This window comes from Chromobacterium sp. INPA-IVC (assembly GCF_059047085.1).
Genome location: NZ_JBTNLS010000002.1, coordinates 495006 through 519711, shown reverse-complemented (window position 1 = coordinate 519711; position 24706 = coordinate 495006). Strand labels below are relative to the sequence as shown.

The following is a 24706-nucleotide window of genomic DNA, read 5'->3' as shown; positions in this document are numbered from 1 at the left end:
CGTACGCCGCGATGAGCTGCGTTTCGGCGCCGACATCAAGGAAGGCGACATCCAGGTGGTTCGCAGCGGCAACGACATGGTGTTCCGCCACGTCAACGGCCGGGACAGCGTGACGGTGCAGAACTGGTTCGTCGACAAGCTGTACTGGATCGAGCAGATCACCTTCGCCAGCGGCGTGAAGTGGACGGCCGACCAACTGATGAAGCAAGGCGTGCCGCTGGTGGGCACCGAGCTGGGCGACACGCTGCGCGGCGGCAACGTCGACGACTGGATGCTGGGCAACGGCGGCAACGACTCGCTGTACGGCGGGGCCGGCAACGACCTGATCGAAGGCGGAGCGGGCGACGACGGCCTGTTCGGCGAAGACGGCAACGACACGCTGAAGGGCGGCATCGGCAACGATCTGCTGAACGGCGGCAACGGCGCGGACCTGCTGGAAGGCGGCGACGGCGACGACACGCTGATTGGCGGCGATGGCGGATCTTACCGGCTGGAAGGCGACACGCTGCGCGGCGGCGCCGGCAACGATGTGCTGACCGCGGCGTGGAACGGTTATGGCAACACGCTGGAAGGCGGCGTCGGCAACGACACGCTGACCGGCAGCCATGCCCAGGACCTATACCTGTTCAATCTGGGCGACGGCCAGGACGTGATTCTGGACAAGGCCTACACCATCAGCGATGCCGATACGTACCGCGATGAGCTGCGTTTCGGCGCCGACATCAAGGAAGGCGACATCCAGGTGGTTCGCAGCGGCAACGACATGGTGTTCCGCCACGTCAACGGCCGGGACAGCGTGACGGTGCAGAACTGGTTCGTCGACAAGCTGTACTGGATCGAGCAGATCACCTTCGCCAGCGGCGTGAAGTGGACGGCCGACCAACTGATGAAGCAAGGCGTGCCGCTGGTGGGCACTGAGCTGGGCGATACGCTGCGCGGCGGCAATTTCGACGATTGGATTCAGGGCAACGGCGGCAACGACTCGCTGTACGGCGGGGCCGGCAACGACCTGATCGAAGGCGGAGCGGGCGACGACGGCCTGTTCGGCGAAGACGGCAACGACACGCTGCGTGGCGGCGTCGGCAACGATCTGCTGAACGGCGGCAACGGCGCGGACCTGCTGGAAGGCGGCGACGGCGACGACACGCTGATCGGCGGTGATGGTGGTAATTTCCGTATCGAAGGCGATACCTTGCGGGGCGGCGCGGGCAACGATGTGCTGACCGCAGCCTGGTATGGCTATAAAAATACCCTGGAAGGCGGCGCCGGCAACGACACGCTGACTGGCAGTCAGGCGCAAGACCTGTATCTGTTCAATCTGGGCGATGGACAGGATGTCATTCTGGATAAGGCTCTCATGTTGAGTGATGGCGATGGATTCCGTGATGAGATTCGATTCGGTACCGGTATCAAGGAAAGCGACATCCAGGTGCTGCGCAGTGGCAACGATATGGTGTTCCGCCACATCAATGGCCAGGACAGTGTGACGGTGCAGAACTGGTTCGTCGACAAGCTGTACTGGATCGAGCAGATCACTTTCGCCAGTGGCGTGAAGTGGACGGCGGAAGACCTGATGATGCGGGAGTTGCCACTAGTGGGCACCGAGCTGGCTGACACGCTGCAAGGCGGCAATGTCCGTGACTGGATACTGGGCGGTGCTGGTAACGATGTGCTGAAGGGCGATGGCGACAACGACACCCTCAATGGGGGCATCGGCGATGATCAGTTGTTTGGCGAATATGGCGACGATACGCTGCAGGGCGAAGCCGGCGACGACACATTGGATGGCGGCTACGGCAACGATCTGCTGCAAGGCGGAGAGGGCAACGACAAGCTGTATGGCGGGGAAGGCCAGGATACGCTGCAGGGCGGCATCGGCAATGATCTGCTGAACGGCGGCAACGGCGCGGACCTGCTGGAAGGCGGCGACGGCGACGACACGCTGATCGGCGGTGATGGCGGTAATTTCCGTATCGAAGGCGATACCTTGCGGGGCGGCGCGGGCAACGATGTGCTGACCGCAGCCTGGTATGGCTATAAAAATACCCTGGAAGGCGGCGCCGGCAACGACACGCTGACCGGCAGTCAGGCGCAAGACCTGTATCTGTTCAATCTGGGCGATGGACAGGATGTCATTCTGGATAAGGCTCTCATGTTGAGTGATGGCGATGGATTCCGTGATGAGATTCGATTCGGTACCGGTATCAAGGAAAGCGACATCCAGGTGCTGCGCAGTGGCAACGATATGGTGTTCCGCCACATCAATGGCCAGGACAGTGTGACGGTGCAAAACTGGTTCGTCGACAAGCTGTACTGGATCGAGCAGATCACTTTCGCCAGTGGCGTGAAGTGGACGGCGGAAGACCTGATGATGCGGGAGTTGCCACTAGTGGGCACCGAGCTGGCTGACACGCTGCAAGGCGGCAATGTCCGTGACTGGATACTGGGCGGTGCTGGTAACGATGTGCTGAAGGGCGATGGCGACAACGACACCCTCAATGGGGGCATCGGCGATGATCAGTTGTTTGGCGAATATGGCGACGATACGCTGCAGGGCGAAGCCGGCGACGACACATTGGATGGCGGCTACGGCAACGATCTGCTGCAAGGCGGAGAGGGCAACGACAAGCTGTATGGCGGGGAAGGCCAGGATACGCTGCAGGGCGGCATCGGCAACGATCTGCTGAACGGCGGCAACGGCGCGGACCTGCTGGAAGGCGGCGACGGCGACGACACGCTGATCGGCGGTGATGGCGGTAATTTCCGTATCGAAGGCGATACCTTGCGGGGCGGCGCGGGCAACGATGTGCTGACCGCAGCCTGGTATGGCTATAAAAATACCCTGGAAGGCGGCGCCGGCAACGACACGCTGACCGGCAGTCAGGCGCAAGACCTGTATCTGTTCAATCTGGGCGATGGACAGGATGTCATTCTGGATAAGGCTCTCATGTTGAGTGATGGCGATGGATTCCGTGATGAGATTCGATTCGGTACCGGTATCAAGGAAAGCGACATCCAGGTGCTGCGCAGTGGCAACGATATGGTGTTCCGCCACATCAATGGCCAGGACAGTGTGACGGTGCAGAACTGGTTCGTCGACAAGCTGTACTGGATCGAGCAGATCACTTTCGCCAGCGGCGTGAAGTGGACGGCCGACCAGCTGATGGTGCGGGAGTTGCCGCTAGTGGGCACCGAGCTGGGCGATACGCTGCGCGGCGGCAATTTCGACGATTGGATTCAGGGCAACGGCGGCAACGACTCGCTGTACGGCGGGGCCGGCAACGACCTGATCGAAGGCGGAGCGGGCGACGACGGCCTGTTCGGCGAGGAAGGCAACGACACGCTGCGCGGCGGCATCGGCAACGATACGCTGAATGGTGGTAACGGCAACGATACCTACCGTTTCGGCCGCGGCGACGGCGCGGATCTGGTGCAGGATTCCGGCGGGCAGGACGCGCTGGAATTCGACCCGGGCGTCAACGCCGACCAGCTGTGGTTCCGCAAGCAGAACAACAGCCTGGAGGTCAGCGTGATCGGCGGCGGCGACAAGGTGGTGGTGGAAAACTGGTTCGGCAATGCCGCCAACCAGCTGGAAACCATCCGCTCCGGCGACGGCAAGGCGCTGGCGGCTTCGCAGGTGCAGGCGCTGGTGACGGCGATGGCGGCGTTCAACCCGCCGGCGGCGGGGCAGATGACCCTGCCGGCCGATTACCAGGCGGCGTTGCAGCCGGTGATGGCATCCAGCTGGAAGTAAGCGCTTAGCCCCGCCGCGCCTTGCGCGCGGCAGGGCCGCAAAAAACGACAGCCCCGTCGGCTCAGGCCGCGGGGCTGTTTTCATGGTCGAGCGAGGGCGCGCTATTCGCGATGATAAGGGTGGTTGTTGAGGATGGAGTAGGCGCGGTAGATCTGTTCGGCCAGCATCACCCGCACCATGCCGTGCGGCAATGTCATCGCCGACAATTGCAGCAGCACATCGGCGCGCTGCTTCAGCTCTTGCGACAGGCCGTCGGCGCCGCCGATGATGAAGACCACGTCGTCGCCGCCGGCCATCCATTCCTTCAATCCCTCTGCCAGCTTGACCGAGGTCCAGTTCTTGCCGCGCTCGTCCATCACCACCAGCCGCGCGCGCGGCGGGATGGCGGCGATCAGCCGCTCGTGCTCGGCGGCGATGCCCTTCTCGGCGGTGACGCCGCCGCCGCGCTTCTCCGGCTTGATCTCTTTCAGTTCCAGCGTGATGTCGCGGCCGAAGCGCTTGGCGTAATCGGTATAGGCCTCGTCGACCCAGCGCGGCATTTTGGTGCCGACGGCGAGTATGGTGATTTTCATCGGGAAGGGCTTGTGCGGAGGGGAAAAAAGAAAGGGCGGGAAGAACCCGCCCTTGTTCGGTCAGTTTATACCGCCGACCACGGCTTGGCGGCGCCCAGCGCGAAGCTCGGTTTCTGGCCGCCCCACAGCGCCTCGATGTCGTAGTAGTCGCGCACGGCGGGCAGCATCACATGCACCACCACGTCGCCGGCGTCCACCAGCACCCATTCGCCGCTTTCGTGGCCTTCGCTGCCGACGATGTCCACGCCGGCTTCCTTCAGTTTCACCTGCACGCTGTTGGCCAGCGCCTTCACTTGGCGGTTGGAGTCGCCGGTGGCGACGATCATGCGTTGGAACAGCGAGGTGAGCTCGCTGGTATCCAGTTCGATGATGTCCTTGCCCTTGACGTCTTCCAGAGCCTCTACGGCCAGTTTGCTGATTTCTTGAATTTCCATGATTCCTTTTCCTGTGCCGGTACATAGCAGGCACAGGCGCCGGCAAGAGGTACCAAAAAGAGCGGGTAGGGCGGTGCCCTACCGGTATAGCCGCTGCCGGCGGATATAGGCCAGCACGGCGGGATCGATCAGACCTTCCACCGGCTCGTCGGCGGCCAGCTGGGCCCTCAGGCGGGTGGCGGACAGATCGAGCGGCGGGAGGGCCAGGGGGCGGATTGTACCGGAAGCCGTTCGATTTGAAAAATCAGATACTTGGCGGGCCTGCCACTCTTGGCGGACTTCGGGGGGGAGGGCGGCCGGATCGAAGCCGGGCCGCATCGCGACGGCGAGGTTGGCGAGGCGGAACAGCTCGCGCCAATCCTTCCAGGAGGACAGCGCCGCCAGCGAGTCGCCGCCGACCAGAAACCACAGTTCGGCGGCTGCGCCCAGCTCGGCGCGCAGTTCGCGCAGCGTGTCCACGGTGTAGGCGGGACGATGGCGGCGGATTTCGCGCTCGTCCACCGTCAGCCTGGCGTCGGCGGCGATGGCCAGCTTTACCATGTCCAGGCGTTGCGCGGCGCTGGCGCGCGGCCCTTCCTGTCTATGGTAGGGCTGGCCGGCGGGAATCAGCCTGACTTCGTCGAGCGCCAGTTCGTCGGCGAAGGCGCGCGCCATGCGCAGGTGGGCGTGGTGGACGGGATCGAAAGTGCCGCCGAACACGCCGACGCGGGCGTTCATTCGGCAGGCGCTTCCTCGTCGCCGTAGCCGTTGATCACCATTTCCAGTCGGCCGGTGGACGGGTGGATCACCATGCCGTGCACTGGCACGTCCTTGGGCATCAGCGGATGGTTGCGGATGGTCTGCACGGTGTGGCGCACGCTGTCGGACACGTTGTCGAAGCCCTTCAGCCAGCCGTCCAGATCGATGCCGGCCGCGCGCAGGGTGGCGATGGTGTCTTCCGACACGCCGCGTTCCATCGCGTGGTCAAGCACGCGCTGCGGATCGACCGCGCGCATGCCGCAGTCGCGGTGGGCGACCACGCAGATCTCGTCGGCGCGCAGCTCGTACACCGCCATGATCAGGCTGCGCATCACCGAGCCCCAGGGGTGGGTGATCAGCGCGCCGGCGTTCTTGATCAGCTTGGCGTCGCCGTTCTTCAGACCCATCGCTTTGGGCAGCAGCTCCACCAGCCGGGCGTCCATGCAGGCCAGGATGGCCAGGCCCTTGCCGGGAAACTTGTCGGTCTTGTATTGCTCGTACTCGCGGTTTTCCACGAAGGCGCGGTTGTGTTCGAGCAGGGTATTCAGTCGGTCCATGGGTGCGGTTTCCTATGCGGATATCGGGACGGATTCACCTGTGCGTCCGGCGGGCGCACAGGTGAATGCGCTCTGGATGTTTTGCTCTAGTCCGGGCGGCATGCTACCACCAGTCGGCGGGATCATGACAGAAATTCGCGGCCGAAGCGGTCTGTACAGATGGGGGCGCTGGAGCAGGATTGCAAGCGAAATCGGTCCTTATGCTAATTATACAGAGTTTGACGAATCTCCTTGCCGTGGTGGTCCGGCTTGCCTAGAATCGCGCCTCCTTAAATATTACTGCTTGCTTATTCTGGAGCGTTTCGTGAACGAAAAACTGGCCAACCCGGCCCCGCTGGGCCTGATGGGCTTCGGCATGACCACCATTCTTCTCAATATCCACAACGCCGGCTTCTATCCGATCAGCGCGATGATTCTGGCGATGGGCCTGTGTTACGGCGGCCTGGCGCAGATTATCGCCGGCATCATGGAATTTCGCCGCGGCAACACCTTCGGCGTCACCGCCTTCCTGTCCTACGGCCTGTTCTGGCTGAGCCTGGTGCTGCTGATCGTGCTGCCCAAGACCGGCCTGGCCGATCCGACGCCGGAAGGCTATATGGGTTGGTACCTGCTGATGTGGGGCGTGTTCACGCTGTTCATGCTGGCGGGCACCGTCAACTACCCGCGGGTCAAGCAGTTCGTGTTCGCTTCGCTGACCGTGCTGTTCTTCCTGCTGGCGGCGCGCGACTTCACCGGCAATGCCGTGATCGGCATGATCGCCGGCTTCGAGGGCATCGTCTGCGGCGCCAGCGCCATCTATCTGGCGATGGCCACCGTGCTGAACGAGCAATACGGCCGCACCGTGTGGCCGGTGGGCGCGCGCTGAGCGCGATCCGGTTCCGCATTCCGACGCCCCGTATGGGGCGTTTTTCATTGCCGGTTTAGAGTGGCTAACAAAATTCAGTTTTACGGCTGAGGCAAGGCGCGCCGACGCAGACAGTACAAGCAGTACGGCAAGTCGGCGCAACGCAGCATCAGGGGTTTTGTTAGCCGCTCTCAGTGGCGATGCCGCCCCAACCACATTACCGCCAGTTGCACCAGCACCGCCAGGCTCAGCGCCAGCAGGAAGGCGGAGGCCGGCCGCAGCGCGTCCAGCGCGCTGGCCAGCGCCAGGCAGAAGGCGATGAAGGCGTAGAAGCCGCGCACCATGCCGCGCAGCAGGCGGATGGCGGCGGCGGGGCCGGCGCTGGCGTGGGTGAAGACGCCCAGCACGCTGGCCAGCACCGGAAACACCGCCAGCACGCCGCTGAGCGATGGGCCCAGCCGTTGCGACAGGCTGGTGATGATCAGCACCAGCAGCGCGCCGGCTGCCATCCGCGGCGCCATGCCGGCTTCGCGGGGAAGAGTGTTCGCCGTGGCGGGCGGAGCGGGAAACAGGAAGCCGGCCAAGGGCAGGAAGGCCAGGCCCAGCATCGCCGCGGCCCACGGCGGCAGCGCCGCGGCCTGGCTGGCGACGACGGCGAGCGCGTAGCCGACCACGCCCAGCGGCAGGCACAGCGGCCAGCGCCAGCGCAACGCCGACCAGCTGTAGGCGATGCCGAACACCACGTTGGCGGCGGCGCCCATCGCCGAAGCGAGCGCCGCCTGGCGGGCGAAGTCCGGCCCTTGCTCCAGCGTCAGTATCAGCAGGATCGATCCGGTGATCACCGGAAAGCCGGCCAGCGCGCCGGCCACGCCCGGCCCCCATTTTCTGGCGGCGGCGCTGATCAGCCAGATCAGCGCCGGCACCAGCAGCAATTTCAACAGCAGCATCTTGATAGCCTGTTCAAAGTCTTGGGTGAGCAGCGCAATCCTACCAGCGCGAGACATGGTCCTCGGTGACGCCGGCCAGCGCGCGCACCGCGTGGCGCGTTCCGCTGTCGGGGTCGATCAGTTCTCCGTCGAAGCGGCCCACCGGCTGCACATAGCGGCTGGCGGCGATGATCAGGTTCTTGTCCTCGCGCCGCGCGCCTTCCGGCGTGAAGGTCAGATCCACCATACCGTCGTCGCTGCGGATGCGCCATGGCGCCAGCGGGTTTTCCGCTTGGTAGTCGAATGTCGCCGCGCCGACGCGCCACAGCCGGCCGTCCAGCCATACCGCGTTTTCCTCGTTGCCCATATAGCCCTGCTGCAGATTGAAGCCGATGCCGGCGCCGTGGGCGCTGGCCCAGCGCCAGCGCGTTTCGCGGGCCAGCAGGCCGTTGGAGTAGTCGAGCGAGGCGGTCGCGGCGGCCAGGTCGTAGCGCCCGGCCGCGCAGCGCGCTTCGCCGCGCACGGGCAGGCCGCCGCTCTTGTGGGTGCTGTGGGCCAGGTAATTGGCCGGCGCCACCACCGCCAGCACCGGCGGCATCGCGGAGAGGTCGATCTCGGCGTCCAGGCTCAGTTCGCGGCTGGCCACGCTCAGGCGCAGAACGTCGCCGGCGCGCTCGAAGGCGAAGCGCTTGCCGGGGAGGCGGAAGCGGGCGTCGCCGAAGGCGCGGTCGGCCATGCTCACGCCGATGCCGGGCAGGCCGTTGGCGTTGGCGGCGGCCATCACTTCGCCTCGCTTGCGGTCGAACAGGTAGGCGAAGGCGGTGCCGTTCCAGCCCACGTCCACCACTGCGGCGGCGATCAGGAAATCATCGTGGGCGAGGGCCGCGTATTGCCAGCGCTTGTGGTGCAGCTTGCGGGACAAGCGCTGCAGCGGCGTCAGCGCCAAGGTCCGCCAGCTCAGCTCGGGCACGATGCCCTGGTAAACGCCGAAGGCTGCGCGGCCATCCGGAGCGGTGAGGCGGATCGGGGCGGAGGGCAGTGTGGGCATGGCGGGGCACCGGTGGGGGAATGCGATCGAGTCTAGCGGAATCCGGCTGTCATGGCTGCGCGCTACAATTGTTTAACATTGCGCACAATTGCGCGCATGCCATTTCGCATCGTTCGCGGCTATCATAAGCCCTATGATGAAAAGCCGCCTGCTGTTCGTGTTGCAGAAGCCGCCCCGCGCGGCAAGCCTGGATGAACCCTTTCGTCATGGCGAATTGGTGCAATTGTTCAACATTGCGCGCGGCTTTGCCGATGCCGGCTTGATCCGTTCGCGGCTGCCATGAGCTTCGCGAAGAAAAGCCTGCTGCGCGCGCTGCTGGCCTCCATGCTGGCCCAGCCGCTGGCCGTCCGCGCCGATCTGCCCGACTTGGGCGAGATTTCCGACGCCTCGCTGTCATTGTCCGACGAGTCGCGCATCGGCCGCGACGCGCTGCGCGCGATGCGGGAAGCCGGCGACGTGGTGGACGACCCCGAGGTCAACGCCTATCTGAACGGCATCGGCGGCCGGCTGGCCGCGGCCGCCGGCGTGCCCGGCGTTCATTTCACCTATTTCTGCGTCGCGGATCCCGGCATCAACGCCTTCGCCATGCCCGGCGGCTACGTCGGCGTCAACATCGGCCTGCTGCTGGCCACCCAGAGCGAGGGCGAGCTGGCTGCCGTGCTCGGCCACGAGACCGCCCACGTCGCCCAGCGCCACATCGCGCGGATGCAGGCGGCCAACAGCGCCACCAGTCCCTTGCTGCTGCTGGGCACCATCGTCGCCGCCGCGTTGGCGGCCAAGGCCGGCAGCGGCGAGGGCGCGATGGGCGCGGTGTCGGCCGGCATGGGCCTGTCCATTTCCCGCCAGCTGGCGTTCTCGCGCGATTTCGAGCGCGAGGCGGACCGCGTCGGCATGCAATACATGGGCGCCGCCGGCTTCGACGTGCGCTATATGGCGTCCTTTTTCCAGCGGTTGGAGCAGGCCAGCCGCTATAGCGACAACACCGCCTACGCTTTCTTGCGCACCCACCCGGTGACGCTGGAGCGGATCAGCGAGGCGCAGAACCGCGCGCTGGACTACCCGGTGCGGATGCGCGCCGACAGCATCGACTACTTGCTGGTGCGCGAGAAGCTGCGCGTCCTCACCCTGTCGCCGGAAGAGGCGGTTTCCCATTACAACAGCGCGCTGCAGCGCGGGCTGTTCCTCAGCGAGGGCGCTAATTGGTACGGTCTGGCTCTGGCCAAACTGATGCAGCATGATCGCGCCGGCGCCAGCGAGGCCCTGGCCAAGGCGCGCGCCAAGCTGCCGGACAACCCGATGCTGTACGGGCTGGAGGTAGAGATCGCCCGCGACGGCCGCGACTGGGCCGCCGCCGCCCGCGCGGCCAGGGACGGCCTGTCGGTCTTCCCGCGCAGCGAGTCGCTGCAGCTGGCCCAGCTGGATGTGGCGCTGGACGGCGGCGACCGCAAGGCCGCCCAGGCGCAGCTGCGCCAGCTGCTGGACAACCGGCGCGACGATCCGGCGCTGTATCGGCGCGAGGCCAAGCTGTACGCCGACAAGGACCCGCTGCGCTACCATGCCGCGCTGGGCAATGCGTTCTATTACGAACAACGCTACGGCGCGGCGCTGGAGCAGTACCAGCTGGCCGGCAAGGCCAAGGGCGACGACTTCTATCTGCGATCCATGCTGGAAGCCCGTCTGCGCGAGGTGGAAAGGCTGGCCAAGGAGGAACGCAAGGCTGCGCGGAATTGAAACAATTGTTTCAGGAACGCGTTGTTTATCGCAAAAAAACAACATGATGCGGCGCAACATCTGTTTTTTTCGCGACTTCCAGCTGTCTTAGCCGTCGACGGCTATTCCTTTGCGAATCCATCCAGTCGTACACTGGCGTGGTCGCACGATGCTCATTCGAAAATGAACATTTTTATTTGCGAAACTGTTCGTTTATAATCGCAAATCAAATCATTGGCTCGCTTCCGAGCCGATAGCATAAACGCGGGGCCGGCCGGTTCGAGACTCGGTCCCCGAAGTCACCCGCTGTGAGGACCAGAGATGGCTGCAACTTTCCCTGACGATATCGATCCGTTGGAAACCCAGGAGTGGACTGAAGCGCTGGAATCGGTGCTGGACAACGAAGGCGCAGAACGCGCGCACTTCCTGCTGGAGACCATGGTCGAGCGCACCCGCCGCCGCGGCGCCCACCTGCCGTTCGATGCCACCACCGCGTACCAGAACACCATCCCCGTCGGCAAAGAAGCCAAGTCGCCGGGCAACCACGAGATGGAGCACCGCATCCGCTCGATCAACCGCTGGAACGCCGCGGCCATGGTGCTGCGCGCCGGCAAGAAGGATCTGGAGCTGGGCGGCCACATCGCGTCCTTCCAGTCCTCCGCCACGCTGTACGACGTCGGTTTCAACCATTTCTGGCGCGCCCAGAATGAAAACCAGGACGGCGACCTGATCTACTTCCAGGGCCACATCGCCCCGGGCGTGTATTCCCGCGCCTTCATGGAAGGCCGCCTGTCGGCCGACCAGATGGACAACTTCCGCCAGGAAGTGGACGGCCAAGGCCTGTCCTCCTATCCGCACCCGTGGCTGATGAAGGACTTCTGGCAGTTCCCGACCGTATCGATGGGCCTGGGCCCGCTGATGGCCATCTACCAAGCCCGCTTCCTGAAGTACCTGGAAAGCCGCGGCCTGGCCAAGACCATGGGCCGCAAGGTGTGGTGCTTCTGCGGCGACGGCGAGATGGACGAGCCGGAATCGCTGGGCGCCATCGCCATGGCCGCCCGCGAAGGCCTGGACAACCTGGTGTTCGTGATCAACTGCAACCTGCAGCGCCTGGACGGTCCGGTGCGCGGCAACGGCAAGATCATCCAGGAACTGGAAGGCGACTTCCGCGGTTCCGGCTGGAACGTGCTGAAAGTCATCTGGGGCTCCCGTTGGGACCCGCTGCTGGCCATGGACACCAAGGGCTTGCTGAAGAAGCGCATGGACGAGTGCGTGGATGGCGACTACCAGACCTTCAAGTCCAAGGACGGCGGCTACGTTCGCGAGCATTTCTTCGGCAAGTACCCGGAGCTGCGCGAAATGGTGGCCAACATGTCCGACGAAGAGATCTGGAATCTCAATCGCGGCGGCCATGATCCGCACAAGGTGTACGCGGCCTACCACCAGGCCAGCTACAACGCCAACGGCCGTCCGACCGTGATCCTGGCCAAGACCATCAAGGGTTACGGCATGGGCGCGTCCGGCGAAGCCAAGAACATCGCCCACCAGGCCAAGAAGATGGACCTGGACAGCCTGCGCAACTTCCGCGACCGCTTCGGCATCCCGGTGTCCGACGCCGACCTGCCGAACGTGCCGTACTACCTACCGGCCGAAGACAGCCCGGAAATGAAGTACATGCGCGAACGCCGCGCGGCGCTGGGCGGCTACCTGCCGGCCCGCAATCCGGTCAACCACCCGCTGGCGGTGCCGGAACTGTCCGCCTTCGACGCGCAGCTGCAAGCGTCGGGCGACCGCGAGTTCTCCACCACGATGGCCTTCGTCCGCATGCTGGGCACCATCATGAAGGACAAGAACGTCGGCAAGCGCGTGGTGCCGATCGTGCCGGACGAGTCCCGCACCTTCGGCATGGAAGGCATGTTCCGCCAGTACGGCATCTGGTCCACCCAGGGTCAGAACTACGTGCCGCAGGACCATGACCAGCTGATGTTCTACAAGGAATCCAAGGACGGCCAGATCCTGCAGGAAGGCATCAACGAGCCGGGCGCGATGGCCGACTGGATCGCCGCGGCGACCAGCTACGCCAACAGCAGCCAGCCGATGATTCCGTTCTACATCTACTACTCGATGTTCGGCTTCCAGCGCATCGGCGACCTGGCCTGGGCTGCCGGCGACATGCGCGCCCGCGGCTTCCTGCTGGGCGGCACCGCCGGCCGCACCACGCTGAACGGCGAAGGCCTGCAGCACGAAGACGGCCACAGCCACATCCAGGCCGGCCTGATCCCGAACTGCATCAGCTACGACCCGACCTTCGCCTACGAGCTGGCCGTGATCGTGCAGGACGGCATGCGCCGCATGTACGCCGAACAGGAAGACGTCTTCTACTACCTGACCCTGATGAACGAAAACTACGTTCACCCGGCGATGCCGGCAGGTGCGGAAGAGGGCATCCTGAAGGGCATGTACCTGCTGCAGGACGGCGGCGACGCCAAGGTCAAGGTGCAGCTGATGGGCTCCGGCACCATCCTGCGCGAAGTGATGGCCGCGGCCGATCTGCTGAAGGCCGACTTTGGCATCGGCGCCGACATCTGGAGCGTGACCTCCTTCAACCAGCTGCGCCGCGACGGCATGGAAGCCGAGCGCCACAACCTGCTGAACCCGACCGCCGAGGCCCAGTCCTCCTACGTCGAGCAGCAGCTGGCCGGCCGCAACGGCCCGGTGATCGCCGCGACCGACTACATCCGCAACTACGCCGACCAGATCCGCGCCTACGTGCCGGGCCGCTACGTCGTGCTGGGCACCGACGGCTTCGGCCGCTCGGACAGCCGCGCCAACCTGCGCTCCTTCTTCGAGGTGGATCGCTACCACGTGGCGCTGGCGGCTCTGTCCGCTCTGGCCCGCGACGGCAAGATCGACGGCGCCAAGGTGGCGGAAGCCATCGCCAAGTACGGCATCAAGACTGACAAGCTGCCGAGCTGGAAGGTGTAATTCCAGGATGGAAGCCCCGGCCCAGGCCGGGGCCTTCCGTCTTTGCAAGGCAAGCGAATCTGTAGCGGATATCCGGCGGAATGCCCCGAGAGGGGCTTCCGCCCTACGAATGGAAAGCTCATGAGCAATCTGATCGAACTGAAAGTGCCCGACATCGGCGGTCACAGCAACGTAGACATCATCGAAGTATTCATCGCCCCGGGCCAGACCGTGTCCGTGGACGACTCCCTGATCACCCTGGAAACCGACAAGGCCACCATGGAAGTGCCGGCCGAAGCCGCCGGCGTGGTCAAGGAAGTGAAAGCCGTCGTGGGCGGCAAGATTTCCGAAGGCGACGTGATCGCCATCATCGAAGTGGGCGCTACCGCGTCCGCTCCGGCCCCGGCAGCCGCCGCGCCGGCGCCCGCAGCCGCTCCGGCCGCTGCCCCGGCTCCGGTCGCCGCCGCTCCCGCCGCCGTGCCGGCAGCGCCCGCCGCGTCCGCCGCGTCCGGCCGCAGCGAAATCCGCGTGCCGGACATCGGCGGCCATAACGGCGTCGACGTGATCGAAGTGACGGTCAAAGTGGGCGATGAAATCGCCGTCGACGACAGCCTGATCACGCTGGAAACCGACAAGGCCACCATGGAAGTGCCGGCCACCGCCGCCGGCCGCGTGGTGGAAGTGAAGATCAAGGTGGGCGACAAGGTCAGCGAAGGCGACCTGATTGTCGTGGTGGAGGGCGCAGTCGCCGCTTCCGCTCCGGCCGCCGCTGCGCCGGCTCCGGCAGCAGCCCCGGCCGCTCCGGCCCCGGTAGCCGCCGCGCCTGCAGCCGCTCCGGCCGTGGCGCCGGTAGCCGCAGCCGTGGCCGCCGCCATCGACGAAATCGCCTTCTCCAAGGCCCACGCCGGTCCGTCCGTGCGCCGTCTGGCGCGCGAGCTGGGCGTGGACCTGGGCAAGGTGAAGGGCAACGGCCGCAAGGGCCGCGTCACCGAAGACGACGTCAAGGCTTTCGTCAAGGACGTGATGCAGAACCCGGCTATTCTGGCCCCGGCCGCCGCGCCGGCTGGCTCCGGTGTGGGTCTGGACCTGCTGCCGTGGCCGAAGGTGGACTTCGCCAAGTTCGGCCCGATCGAAACCAAGCCGCTGTCGCGCATCCAGAAGATTTCCGGCGCCAATCTGTCGCGCAACTGGGTGATGATCCCGCACGTCACGTTCAACGACGAGTGCGACATCACCGAGCTGGAAGACTTCCGCAAGACCGTGGGCAAGGAATGGGAAAAGTCCGGCCTGAAGATCAGCCCGCTGGCCTTCATCATCAAGGCCGCCGCCGAAGCGCTGAAGGCCTTCCCGAACTTCAACAGCTCGCTGGACGGCGACAACCTGGTGCTGAAGCAGTACTACCACATCGGCTTCGCCGCCGACACGCCTAACGGCCTGGTGGTGCCGGTGATCAAGGACGCGGACAAGAAGGGCCTGCGCCAGATCGCCCAGGAACTGACCGACCTGTCCAAGCTGGCCCGTGAAGGCAAGCTGAAGCCGACCGACATGCAAGGCGCGACCTTCACCATCTCGTCCCTGGGCGGCATCGGCGGCACCAGCTTCACGCCTATCGTGAACGCGCCGGAAGTGGCCATCCTCGGCGTCTGCAAGTCGCAGATCAAGCCGGTGTGGAACGGCAAGGAATTCGCGCCGCGCCTGATGTGCCCGCTGAGCCTGTCCTTCGATCACCGCGTGATCGACGGCGCGGCCGCCGCGCGCTTCACCGTGCACCTGGGCAAGCTGCTGACCGACGTGCGCCGTCTGATCCTGTAACGGCGGGGCGGAAGCCTCGGCTTGGCCGGGGCATTCCGCCTTCTTGTCGCAGGATGCGGGGGGGAGGTTCCACCCTGCAGAATCAGCCAGACTCGAGGCGGCCGGCTTTGCGCCGGCCTCCCAACATTGCGGATGGAAAACCATGAGCAATCTGATCGAATTGAAAGTCCCGGACATCGGCGGCCACAACAACGTGGACGTGATCGAAGTGTTCGTCAAGCCGGGCGACGTGATTGAAAAAGAAGCCAGCCTGATCACGCTGGAAACCGACAAGGCCACCATGGAAGTGCCGGCCGAAGCCGCCGGCACCGTCAAGGAAGTGCGCGTCGCCGTGGGCGGCAAAGTGTCCGAGGGCGACGTGGTCGTCATCCTGGAAGCCGCCGGCGCAGCCGCCGCGGCTCCGGCCGCCCCGAAGCCGGTGGAAACCACCGGCGTCGCCTCCGCCACCACCCAGGCCGGCTTCGCGCCGCAAGCCGCTCCGGTCGCCGCTTCCCATAGCGGCGGCGCCGACGTGGAATGCGACGTGATGGTGCTGGGCGGCGGCCCCGGCGGTTACTCCGCCGCCTTCCGCGCGGCCGACCTGGGCCTGAAAGTGGTCATCGTCGAGCGTTACGCCACCCTGGGCGGCGTGTGCCTGAACGTGGGCTGCATCCCGTCCAAGGCGCTGCTGCACAACGCCGCGGTGATCGACGAAGTGAGCCACCTGGCCGCCAACGGCATCAAGTTCGGCAAGCCGGAAGTGGACATCGACATGCTGCGCGGCTACAAGGAAAAGGTCATCGCCAAGCTGACCGGCGGCCTGGGCGGCATGGCCAAGGCGCGCAAGGTGGAGATCGTGCGCGGCAACGGCCACTTCATCGATCCGCACCACATCGAAGTCTCGGTGACCACCGGCCAAGGCCGCGAAGAGTCCGGCGAGAAAAAGATCGTCAAATTCAAGAACGCCATCATCGCCGCCGGTTCCCGCGTGGTGAAGCTGCCGTTCATCCCGAACGACCCGCGCGTGGTGGACTCCACCGGCGCGCTGGAGCTGAAGGGCGTGGCCAAGCGCATGCTGATCATCGGCGGCGGCATCATCGGCCTGGAAATGGGCACCGTCTACTCCACGCTGGGCGCGCGCCTGGACGTGGTGGAAATGCTGGATGGCCTGATGCAGGGCGCCGACCGCGACCTGGTCAAGGTATGGCAGAAGTGGAACGCGCACCGTTTCGACAACATCATGCTGAACACCAAGACCGTGGCCGTGGAGCCGAAGGAAGACGGCGTGTGGGTGACTTTCGAGGGCGAGCAAGCCCCGAAGGAAGCGCAACGCTACGACCTGGTGCTGTACGCGACCGGCCGCGCGCCTAACGGCAAGCTGATCGGCGCGGAAAACGCCGGCATCGCGGTGACCGACCGCGGCTTCATCCAGGTGGACAAGCAGCAGCGCACCAATGTGCCGCACATCTTCGCCATCGGCGACATCGTCGGCCAGCCGATGCTGGCGCACAAGGGCGTGCATGAAGGCCACGTGGCGGCGGAAAACTGCGCCGGCCAGAAGGCCTATTTCGACGCCCGCGTGATTCCGGGCGTGGCCTACACCGATCCGGAAGTGGCTTGGGTGGGCGTGACCGAAGACGAAGCCAAGAAGCAAGGCCTGAAGATCGAGAAGGGCGTGTTCCCGTGGGCCGCCTCCGGCCGCGCCATCGCCAACGGCCGCGACGAAGGCTTCACCAAGCTGATCTTCGACGCCGAAAGCCACCAGATCATCGGCGGCGGCATCGTGGGTCCGCACGCAGGCGACATGATCGGCGAGGTGTGCCTGGCGATCGAGATGGGTTGCGACGCGACCGACATCGGCAAGACCATCCACCCGCACCCGACGATGGGCGAGTCCATCGGCATGGCGGCGGAAGTGGCGCATGGCACCTGCACGGACCTGCCGCCGCAACGCAAGAAGTAAGGTTTGATCGGCGGGTTCACCGCCGACAGATGGAGAAGGGGCAAGCCTTGGGGCTTGCCCTTTTTGTTTTGTCCGGGCGGTATGGTAAATGGATTTCGTAGGGCGGAAGCCGCGCATTGCGGGCGTGCCGTTTGTCTCGCCGTGGGTAGGATGCGTCACCCCGCAGGGGCGATGCACCGGTTGTGGTGTCGAGGCTTTGTGTCCGCTGCGCGGACGATTGATTTTGGTGCCGGTTCCGCCCGGCGAACGGGCCAGGGGCTGTGCGGCCAGCCCCTTGGCAATCCCAGGCCGCCCCAACAGCGCGGCGAAACCCCGTCTCCGAAGCCATTCCCAAGGAGCCGCCGGAACTAGCGGGGCGCTAACGTCGCCCCGCGTCGAACAACCAGCGGCTTAAAACCATTGGGAATGGCTTCGGAGCCGGCTTGCGCTGATGGGGACATGGGGCGCGCCGGTTAGGTCCCACTCGTAGGGTGCGTCACCCCGTAGGGGCGACGCACCATTTCCCATATCAAATTGCGTCTAATCGGCTTCTCCTTTTTGAAGTGATGCACCCTACGGGCTTGAACCGTTTCAGCATACGCGCACACGGCAAAATGTCAGTAGCATTATGGCATTTTGTAAGTAAATGTTTATGTGCTTTTGTCGCGTGTGCTGAGGTTAATATGCCTGATATAAGCTATAGCGCAAGAGCGGTTACATAAATCACTTAGTATGATTAGTGTAATTAAGTAAGATTTACTTTCCGTGTTGTGCATGGGTGAGATTGAGTGAGTGTTTGTTTCCCATGCAGGAATTCACTAATCAGAAAAGGAGATATTTTATGAAAATCATTGCTGCCATGGTTTTGGTAGGTTTCTCAGCGGCTTCATATGCTCAGCATGTTAAAATCAACATATTAAATCAAAGTACGCATGCTGACGTATATACCGCTAAGATAAGGCTGGCAACTGGTAATGATTGGATTCTTCTTGGAACTGTTTACCCAGGGAATAATGTTTTTGAAGTCAATCAAAATGTCGATGATGGCATGGGTAGTTTATGGCTGGAAAAATCAAAAGAAGAGAAGTGGGTAACGCATTTTGAGAAGGGGCGGCAGTTAAGCAATATTTCTCTGGAAGTTAAAAAAGATAACATGAGTGATCAGTCTCCTTCAACAGATGGTGCTGTTGGAGCTGTGAATTACACTATTGATTTTGATCGTGGCGGAGTAAGAAAGGCTGCAAGCTCGAAGTTGTATAAACTCTCTCCAGATGCTAAGAATTCTTGGTTCACAAATTGCAACTTCGTCTCTTGGGAAACGGAAAATCAATTAGTTTGTGCGATAAGCTCTTCGCCTTCCATTACATTTCGCTCAACGGAGATATTTGGTGGTGGTTGGCCAATCGTAGGTGCTTCAATAGGTAATTTTTCGTCAAGTTACTCTCCGCAACAAATCAAAGGGAAGGGCTCTAGATTTGCCTTGCTGGCCGCTCTTTTTTATATGAAAATAGGCTTTGGATCGTTGGGTGAGTTTAATGGTGGCGGATTTGGTGCTGGTGCTATGGAAGGGGCTGGTATGTTTTTTTAATTTATGGATTATCAGCCAATATCTAAGGTTCATTAGCCCGCCAGTTGGTGGGCTTTTTTATGCATTTGACGTTTGAACACTGCCCCATAATTTTTAACCCCCCCCACCGCTAGGCGGTTTTTATGCGGGAAGGCGCTCTATTGCATTAATCAATGGCAGGGCACATCTTCCGTTTTCCCAAACAACAGGCAGGGTGCATCATCCCGCAAGGGCGACGCACCGTTGCGACGACAATGCATTTGTGTCCGCTTTGCGGACGATTGATTTTGGTGCCGGTTCCGCCCGGCGAACGGGCCAGGGGCTGTGCGGCCAGCCCCTTGGCAATCCCAGCCCGCCCCAACAGCGCGGCGAAACCCCGTCTCCAAACCCATTCCCAAGGAGCCGCCGGAACTAGCGGGGCGCTAACGTCGCCCCGCGTCGAACAACCGGCGTCTTAAAACCTTGGGAATGGCTTCGAAGCCGGCTTGCGCTGATGGGGACATGGGGCGCGTCGGTTCGATCCCAACCGTAGGGTGCGCCTCCCCAAAGGAGCGATGCACCATTCACTTATTCAAAGCCGATCAAACATATTTGGTATGAGACACATCTAGTTAGATAGGCAAGTCTTTATAAATCATTTTTCCAAATAAGATTAGTACTTATAAGATATTAACATTATTCGTAAGACGCTAAGTCATATCATTTGTTAGATGACTCGGCAAATGACCAATCACAACCATTTCATCATCTTCATCATAAAAGAAATATATTCTCAAAGTTGTTAACTCATTTCTATCGACACCCTTTTTCAAATGCCATTCTAAAAAACGACTTATTCCATTGTGTCGTATATAATACTCATCTTTCCATTGCTTAAGTAAGCCCTGATCTCCTACTCTTGCTAACTGAACACCTAGATCTTCAAACAAATGCTCTAAACTACCACCATTTCGTCTTGCATCACGGTACTCGTTTGCAAGCCGTGCTAGACACTTGTATACAAGTATAGGGTTGTTGAACTTGCTCTTAACTGCAACTCTAACTGCTCTGTTATGCAAAATCAACCTTGAGGGAAAATTCTCATTAACCCAATTTTGAATTTGATCAAATTTATCAGGATATTCTATTGCTTGCTGCATTCCAGCAAGCCTTTTTCCCAACCTATCATTATGTGCTCTAATCGAAAATAGCTGCGCTTGATACTGATTTTTTTGCTGCTCAACTCGACTTAATTCTTCTAACGCATAATTATACTCAGACTCTTTTTCTACTATTTTCTCCTTCAACAACTCTATCTCCATTAGTAGATATTCTTTTTCAGGTGAAATTTTCTCTTTACTTCTTTTACTTTCTAACCAAGTTTGTTTGACCTCTTGGAAAAAAGGCATATCCCCAAGATAAGAGCCATGAACAGTTATTGGGGCAAATGACTGTAGCAATACATAGAAAAAATTTTCTATCTTCGTAAACCTTCGCCGCAACCATTCTCTAGTAGCCAATCTATGAAAAAACGGCTCATCAACCTCAGAATTAAATTTTGGTTGATATGTTCTAACTGCTCCCCCCCAGACCGAGAACTCTGCTCCTAAAAAATCTGTAAGAATACGAGAGCCCTGATTATTAATCATGTAAACATGAGCTAAGCTGGCCAATTTTCTCGCTGCAATATTTGCTTCACCTTCCACATCATATGCACTATTTTCTGTAAAAACAACTACAGGCCTTGTTCTACTTTCATTACGAATTAAACTAACTAAGCGAAGTACTTCTTCCCTTGACTCTGCAATTACAACAGTGCTGAATAGTGTTTCATCATAATCACATATGCCAGGATTCCTAATCAATTCCTGTATAAATGTTGGCACACTAGACGAATATTCATAATCAGAAACCGAATCAATTAATGAAAGCCTGACGCCTACAAATGCAGATGATTTCAAATACACAACTGTTGCCTCAGTTCTCCAAACTCTTCCAGGGACCTCAGCGTCAGACTTATTAAACTGAATTGACCAAAATTCATCCAGCTTAATTCCCTCTATAGGATGAGAGCTTTTCACATCCACCTCAAACGATTCTCCTTGAAATGCACTATCTGGCAAATCAATTCCCTGTTTTTCTACCAGCCAATTTAAAATTTTCCCAACAGCAATATCTGCATTATGCTTGGGAGAATTTTTACTAAAGGGATCGAGCATGCCTGATATCTGCATGATTGGACGCCATAAAAACACCGGTTTCTTTTTTTGGCTAAGCATATCTCACCCTCAATAACTCACTCTTCCCAATCAATCATCATGACGTATGGAATAATTTATTATTGCTTATAAACTCATTGCATGAATCTAACTTTATTCTTCACCCTCTCAAACTACTCCTCAGAATAGTTTGTTCGTGGATAATCTCCCCGAAAAACACCTATGTACAAATACGTAGTCCATCAACACCTTGAGTAACAAACTCTAAACCAAACCCTTTCTCCCCATCCCATCAACGCAAGCCGGCTCCGAAGCCATTCCCAAGGTCTTAAGCCGCCATTTGTTTGAGCGGGGCGACGTTAGCGCCCCGCGAGTTGGGCGGCGCCTTGGGAATGGATTTGGAGACGGGGTTTCGCCGCGCTGTTGGGGCGGCCTGGGGGTGCCGGGGGGCTGGCCGCGCAGCCCCCTGGCCGCCCTTTGGGCGGAACCAAAACGCTTCAGAGCAACAAGTTTTGGCCGCAATGATTAGCAGTCAAATCATTGATTACGCAGCAATGCTTAGCGCGTTGACATAAAGCTGAAGGCGGATTAGCTTGGACGTTCTCTCAAGTCACATGCTGCACCCGCCCAGTTTGGCGGTATTATTACGCCTTCATTCCGCTACACGTGCGTCAGCACGCCAATGCGATCAAGGGGGGTGTCGGGTATCCGTAAGGACCCGGACGTTCATGTGACGTTGAGAGCGCCCCCACCCCGACAAGGTGGATTTCTCATCTCGAATCACATGGAGGCCACCATGGCCATGATTTGTTTCTCACCTGAAGCGCATCGCGCTTTCAGACACTCTTCCCCTCCGACTGACTCAACGCGAACGCATTGCCACGCGCAGCACCAAGCTGGTTATCAAGCGGCCAACTCGCATGAGGAGGCCCAGCCATGAACCACCACCTCGACCTCTCCGTAAACCTCCCCCTCCGCCTCGACTACGCCAAAAACTTCCCGCTGCGCGTCATCCGCCGCGAAGAAGGCTTCTGGTTCGTCGCCGCCGAAATCGCCGCCTCGATGAAGCAGGAAGTGGAAGACCTGCTGCAAACACTGGAACAACCGGCCGGCCGCTTGCTGTTGCTGGCAGGCGAGGACGAGCCGGTGCTGTGCCTGTCCGAAGGCGAATTGGATGAGGTGGTCAGAAGAATCAAGAAACCGGGCGCGCGGCGGTTGCGGCGCTGGTGGCAGGAGGAAACCCGGCCGGCTTTGTTGCATGAGGGCGGACCGGCCACCACGGCGGAGAGCTTGCATCTGGCGCTGGCCTTGGCTGCCGAGGCGGCGCAGCAGGTGGGGCGGGCGGTGATGGAGGCGGTGCTGCGCGGCCCCGGGCCGTGGCAGCATTCGCGCTGGGTGGTGGCCCTGGATTACGAGCGCCACAACAAGCAGCGCTGGCCGCATGGCAAGCTGATCGGCTTGACCAGTTCCGTCGCCACGCTGGAGGGCTTGGCGGAACTGATCGCCGAGCCGGGCAGGATGCCGGTGAACAATACCGACTTGGTCAAACTGGCTTCAGCTTGCCACTTGCGGCTGGCTGAACGGATGGGGCGGATTGCCGGCTGAGCGCTAAGCGGGTTGGATGACGCGGGGCAGGCTGGTGGCTGCCCTGTTTTCTGCGGCTGAGCGGCTGGTCTAGCTAGGTTGCCTAGCGCTCCTCGCCCTTTCCCGCCGGCGGCTCCACGCTCACCACCCGGTCGCGGCCGCCGTTCTTGGCCAGGTACAGCGCCTTGTCCGCCCGCGCCAGCGTGCTGTGTATCCGCTCGCCTTCCAGCCACAAGGTGACGCCGACCGAGAACGTCTGGTTGTCCGGCAGGTTGCGGCGCAGCGAGTCGATGCGGATCACGGCCTGGGGCAGGTCGCAGTCCATCAGCGCCAGCACGAATTCCTCGCCGCCGAAGCGGGCGAACAGGTCCGATTGCCGCATCCTTGATTTGATCAGCACCGCCACCTCGCGCAGCAGCCGGTCGCCTTCGGGGTGGCCGTAGCTGTCGTTGAAATGCTTGAAATGGTCCAGATCGAACAGCGCCACCGCGATGGGCTGGTTGTAGCGGCGGGCGGTGGCCAGCATCATTTCTATCTGGATGTCCCAGGTGCGGCGGTTGGGCAGCTGGGTCAGCTCGTCGGTGCCGGCCAGGGCTTCCAGCTTTTCCATCAGGCCGCGCATCTGCCCCAGCCATTTGTGCAGCAGCCGCACCAGCAGGATGGCCATCGCGCTGGCGACGATCCACATCACCAGCATGATCCAGCGGGCGACGATGCCGTAGGAGTTGGACTGCGCCACTTTTCTCATCAGGTCCAGCGTGATGGAGACGGCCAGCGCGTTGGTGTTCTGGGAGATGTGGTTGAAGATCTGGATTTCCTCGCCCATCACCAGGCTGGACGCCTTGTCGCGCAGGGTGGGAGAGTGGGAGCGGTACATGGCGATGATGTCGCGGTCGCGCTCCATGAAGGCGTTGAAGTCCAGCTGCACGCTGTCCAGCAGGCTGCGCTGGTCTGCGGCCAGCGGCATGGCGCGCAGGGACTGGATGTCGCGGCGGAAATTGTCGGCGGAGCGCAGGAATTCCGACCGGGAGATCGCGTTGTCGCGGCTGGCGCCGTCCACGTTGCGCACGATGTCGAAGGCGTAGCCGGTTTGCCAGCCGTTCAGGTCGGCGGCGTCGAACTTCACCTCCATCGCCGCCTGGGCGATCGAGATGTATTCGACGATTTCCGTTCTGCCACGCTCCTGCAGTTTTTCGATATAAAAGGACAAGACCGGCAGCAGGCCCATGCACAGCAGGATGGGAGCGGCCACCACGATGGCCTTCAGCATGATGCCTTTGTCGCTTCTATCAAACATGGTCGCCTCGCCAGGATTCTGAGGGTTGATCGCAAGCGCGGCGAGCGGGAGCGACCCTGCTTCAAGATAGATGGTTTTTGTACGAACAAATACGTAGCCACTACGGTGACGGTTTGTTTTAAGCGGAAATATCAATGGCATAATGCGGTTTTGGCCGAGGCTTCCGCTTTTCTCCGCCGCCAGCCGCGGCGCGTGAGGCTGGCCGACGATCGCTACAGAAAGGCTTGCCGCATGCAGATCCGACAGATTCACTCCAGCGATTTCGCGTTCATTTCCTCGGTGATGGATGATTGGTGGGGCGGGCGCCAGGTGAGGCATTTGCTGCACCGCATGTTCTTCGACCATTTCGCCGATACCGGCTTCGCGGCGGTGGAGGGGGAGGAGATTGTCGGCTTCCTGGTGGGTTTCCAGTCCCAGTCGCGGCCGGAGATCGGCTACATCCACTTTGTCGGCGTATCGCCGGCGGCCCGCGGCAAGGAGATTGGGCGCAGCTTGTACCGCCGCTTCTTCGCGGCGGCGCGCGAGCGGGGATGTTCGGAGGCGCAGGCGATCACCTCGCCGGGCAACGCGGCGTCCATCGCGTTTCACCGGCGGATGGGCTTCGCGCTGCTGGAGGGCGATGGCGTGGAAGAGGGCGTGCCGGTCGCGCTCGACTACAGCGGTCCCGGCCAGCACCGCGTGCGCTTCAGCCTGTTGTTGGCGCAGGTGGCGTGCTAAGGCGGGTGGAGACAGAGTCTCAGGCCAATTTCGCCCTGCCCTGCAAGCGGCGGGCAAAGGGGC

At 61.5% G+C, this 24706-nt stretch carries 18 protein-coding genes; 10 read left to right on the top strand and 8 right to left on the bottom strand.

Annotated elements, in window-relative coordinates:
• Window positions 1–3754 (top strand): calcium-binding protein (locus ACX17K_RS05250; protein ID WP_493773966.1); only part of this gene is annotated, 3754 nt, incomplete at its 5' end.
• A 101-nt stretch (window positions 3755–3855) separates the two neighbouring features.
• Here ACX17K_RS05250 and rlmH read toward each other — a convergent pair.
• The 4 genes from rlmH to ACX17K_RS05230 all read right to left on the bottom strand — a co-directional run bounded on the left by rlmH (window position 3856) and on the right by ACX17K_RS05230 (window position 6055).
• Window positions 3856–4326, bottom strand: coding sequence for a 23S rRNA (pseudouridine(1915)-N(3))-methyltransferase RlmH (rlmH, locus tag ACX17K_RS05245; RefSeq protein WP_231155334.1), 471 nt, complete (start codon window positions 4324–4326; stop codon window positions 3856–3858).
• A gap of 65 nt (window positions 4327–4391) precedes the next feature.
• Window positions 4392–4760 (bottom strand): ribosome silencing factor, encoded by a 369-nt coding sequence (gene rsfS, locus ACX17K_RS05240; RefSeq protein WP_021475654.1) that lies wholly within the window; start codon window positions 4758–4760, stop codon window positions 4392–4394.
• 78 nt (window positions 4761–4838) lie between these two features.
• Window positions 4839–5477, bottom strand: a complete 639-nt coding sequence (nadD, locus tag ACX17K_RS05235) for a nicotinate-nucleotide adenylyltransferase (RefSeq protein WP_046159027.1) — start codon at window positions 5475–5477, stop codon at window positions 4839–4841.
• Window positions 5474–6055, bottom strand: a complete 582-nt coding sequence (locus tag ACX17K_RS05230) for a beta-class carbonic anhydrase (RefSeq protein WP_493773965.1) — start codon at window positions 6053–6055, stop codon at window positions 5474–5476. Before ACX17K_RS05230 ends, nadD begins: the two co-directional genes overlap by 4 nt.
• Before the next feature lie 304 nt (window positions 6056–6359).
• Between ACX17K_RS05230 and ACX17K_RS05225 the strand changes: the two genes are divergently transcribed.
• Window positions 6360–6920, top strand: a complete 561-nt coding sequence (locus ACX17K_RS05225) for an acetate uptake transporter (RefSeq protein ID WP_347370682.1) — start codon at window positions 6360–6362, stop codon at window positions 6918–6920.
• 170 nt (window positions 6921–7090) lie between these two features.
• Here ACX17K_RS05225 and ACX17K_RS05220 read toward each other — a convergent pair whose 3' ends face one another.
• Both ACX17K_RS05220 and ACX17K_RS05215 read right to left on the bottom strand, forming a co-directional pair.
• Window positions 7091–7846, bottom strand: a complete 756-nt coding sequence (locus ACX17K_RS05220; RefSeq protein ID WP_493773964.1) for a hypothetical protein — start codon at window positions 7844–7846, stop codon at window positions 7091–7093.
• Window positions 7847–7886: 40 nt separating this feature from the next.
• On the bottom strand, window positions 7887–8873 hold the full coding sequence (locus tag ACX17K_RS05215) for a DUF2804 domain-containing protein (protein WP_493773963.1): 987 nt from the start codon (window positions 8871–8873) through the stop codon (window positions 7887–7889).
• A gap of 133 nt (window positions 8874–9006) precedes the next feature.
• Here ACX17K_RS05215 and ACX17K_RS05210 point away from each other — a divergent pair, with 133 nt between their 5' ends.
• From ACX17K_RS05210 to ACX17K_RS05185, 6 genes are all read left to right on the top strand, one after another.
• Window positions 9007–9156 carry a hypothetical protein gene (locus ACX17K_RS05210; protein WP_493773962.1) on the top strand — a complete coding sequence of 50 codons (150 nt, stop codon included), beginning with the start codon at window positions 9007–9009 and terminating at the stop codon, window positions 9154–9156.
• The gene (locus ACX17K_RS05205; protein ID WP_493773961.1) at window positions 9153–10604 is read left to right on the top strand and encodes a M48 family metalloprotease; all 1452 of its coding nucleotides are present in this window, start codon (window positions 9153–9155) and stop codon (window positions 10602–10604) included. The genes ACX17K_RS05210 and ACX17K_RS05205 overlap by 4 nt, the downstream gene beginning before the upstream one ends.
• 300 nt (window positions 10605–10904) lie before the next feature.
• Window positions 10905–13568 carry a pyruvate dehydrogenase (acetyl-transferring), homodimeric type gene (gene aceE, locus ACX17K_RS05200; protein ID WP_231155339.1) on the top strand — a complete coding sequence of 888 codons (2664 nt, stop codon included), beginning with the start codon at window positions 10905–10907 and terminating at the stop codon, window positions 13566–13568.
• A gap of 120 nt (window positions 13569–13688) precedes the next feature.
• Complete coding sequence (aceF, locus tag ACX17K_RS05195) at window positions 13689–15359, top strand: dihydrolipoyllysine-residue acetyltransferase (protein WP_493773960.1); 1671 nt, start codon at window positions 13689–13691, stop codon at window positions 15357–15359.
• Window positions 15360–15501: 142 nt separating this feature from the next.
• On the top strand, window positions 15502–17301 hold the full coding sequence (lpdA, locus tag ACX17K_RS05190; RefSeq protein WP_424646276.1) for a dihydrolipoyl dehydrogenase: 1800 nt from the start codon (window positions 15502–15504) through the stop codon (window positions 17299–17301).
• An 820-nt stretch (window positions 17302–18121) separates the two neighbouring features.
• Window positions 18122–18868 (top strand): hypothetical protein, encoded by a 747-nt coding sequence (locus tag ACX17K_RS05185; protein WP_493773959.1) that lies wholly within the window; start codon window positions 18122–18124, stop codon window positions 18866–18868.
• A gap of 668 nt (window positions 18869–19536) precedes the next feature.
• On the opposite strand, the gene ACX17K_RS05180 is transcribed toward ACX17K_RS05185, so the two are convergent.
• Complete coding sequence (locus tag ACX17K_RS05180; RefSeq protein ID WP_493773958.1) at window positions 19537–21105, bottom strand: hypothetical protein; 1569 nt, start codon at window positions 21103–21105, stop codon at window positions 19537–19539.
• An 876-nt stretch (window positions 21106–21981) separates the two neighbouring features.
• Here ACX17K_RS05180 and ACX17K_RS05175 point away from each other — a divergent pair.
• A complete protein-coding gene (locus ACX17K_RS05175) occupies window positions 21982–22650 on the top strand; it encodes a BRO-N domain-containing protein (protein ID WP_493773957.1) in 669 nt (222 codons plus the stop codon).
• A gap of 82 nt (window positions 22651–22732) precedes the next feature.
• Here ACX17K_RS05175 and ACX17K_RS05170 read toward each other — a convergent pair whose 3' ends face one another.
• The gene (locus ACX17K_RS05170) at window positions 22733–23926 is read right to left on the bottom strand and encodes a GGDEF domain-containing protein (protein ID WP_493773956.1); all 1194 of its coding nucleotides are present in this window, start codon (window positions 23924–23926) and stop codon (window positions 22733–22735) included.
• Between the two features lie 231 nt (window positions 23927–24157).
• On the opposite strand from ACX17K_RS05170, the gene ACX17K_RS05165 reads away from it, so the two are divergent.
• Window positions 24158–24643: a GNAT family N-acetyltransferase gene (locus ACX17K_RS05165; protein WP_493773955.1), complete on the top strand. Its 486-nt coding sequence runs from the start codon at window positions 24158–24160 to the stop codon at window positions 24641–24643.
• Window positions 24644–24706 lie beyond the last annotated feature (63 nt).

What these genes read in the sequence shown, in the direction of transcription:
- rlmH (WP_231155334.1), bottom strand. Translation starts at nt 4,326, where the DNA reads ATGAAAATCACCATACTCGCCGTCGGCACCAAAATGCCGCGCTGGGTC.
- rsfS (WP_021475654.1), bottom strand. Translation starts at nt 4,760, where the DNA reads ATGGAAATTCAAGAAATCAGCAAACTGGCCGTAGAGGCTCTGGAAGAC.
- nadD (WP_046159027.1), bottom strand. Translation starts at nt 5,477, where the DNA reads ATGAACGCCCGCGTCGGCGTGTTCGGCGGCACTTTCGATCCCGTCCAC.
- ACX17K_RS05230 (WP_493773965.1), bottom strand. Translation starts at nt 6,055, where the DNA reads ATGGACCGACTGAATACCCTGCTCGAACACAACCGCGCCTTCGTGGAA.
- ACX17K_RS05220 (WP_493773964.1), bottom strand. Translation starts at nt 7,846, where the DNA reads ATGCTGCTGTTGAAATTGCTGCTGGTGCCGGCGCTGATCTGGCTGATC.
- ACX17K_RS05215 (WP_493773963.1), bottom strand. Translation starts at nt 8,873, where the DNA reads ATGCCCACACTGCCCTCCGCCCCGATCCGCCTCACCGCTCCGGATGGC.
- ACX17K_RS05210 (WP_493773962.1), top strand. Translation starts at nt 9,007, where the DNA reads ATGATGAAAAGCCGCCTGCTGTTCGTGTTGCAGAAGCCGCCCCGCGCG.
- ACX17K_RS05205 (WP_493773961.1), top strand. Translation starts at nt 9,153, where the DNA reads ATGAGCTTCGCGAAGAAAAGCCTGCTGCGCGCGCTGCTGGCCTCCATG.
- aceE (WP_231155339.1), top strand. Translation starts at nt 10,905, where the DNA reads ATGGCTGCAACTTTCCCTGACGATATCGATCCGTTGGAAACCCAGGAG.
- aceF (WP_493773960.1), top strand. Translation starts at nt 13,689, where the DNA reads ATGAGCAATCTGATCGAACTGAAAGTGCCCGACATCGGCGGTCACAGC.
- lpdA (WP_424646276.1), top strand. Translation starts at nt 15,502, where the DNA reads ATGAGCAATCTGATCGAATTGAAAGTCCCGGACATCGGCGGCCACAAC.
- ACX17K_RS05185 (WP_493773959.1), top strand. Translation starts at nt 18,122, where the DNA reads ATGAAAATCATTGCTGCCATGGTTTTGGTAGGTTTCTCAGCGGCTTCA.
- ACX17K_RS05180 (WP_493773958.1), bottom strand. Translation starts at nt 21,105, where the DNA reads ATGCTTAGCCAAAAAAAGAAACCGGTGTTTTTATGGCGTCCAATCATG.
- ACX17K_RS05175 (WP_493773957.1), top strand. Translation starts at nt 21,982, where the DNA reads ATGAACCACCACCTCGACCTCTCCGTAAACCTCCCCCTCCGCCTCGAC.
- ACX17K_RS05170 (WP_493773956.1), bottom strand. Translation starts at nt 23,926, where the DNA reads ATGTTTGATAGAAGCGACAAAGGCATCATGCTGAAGGCCATCGTGGTG.
- ACX17K_RS05165 (WP_493773955.1), top strand. Translation starts at nt 24,158, where the DNA reads ATGCAGATCCGACAGATTCACTCCAGCGATTTCGCGTTCATTTCCTCG.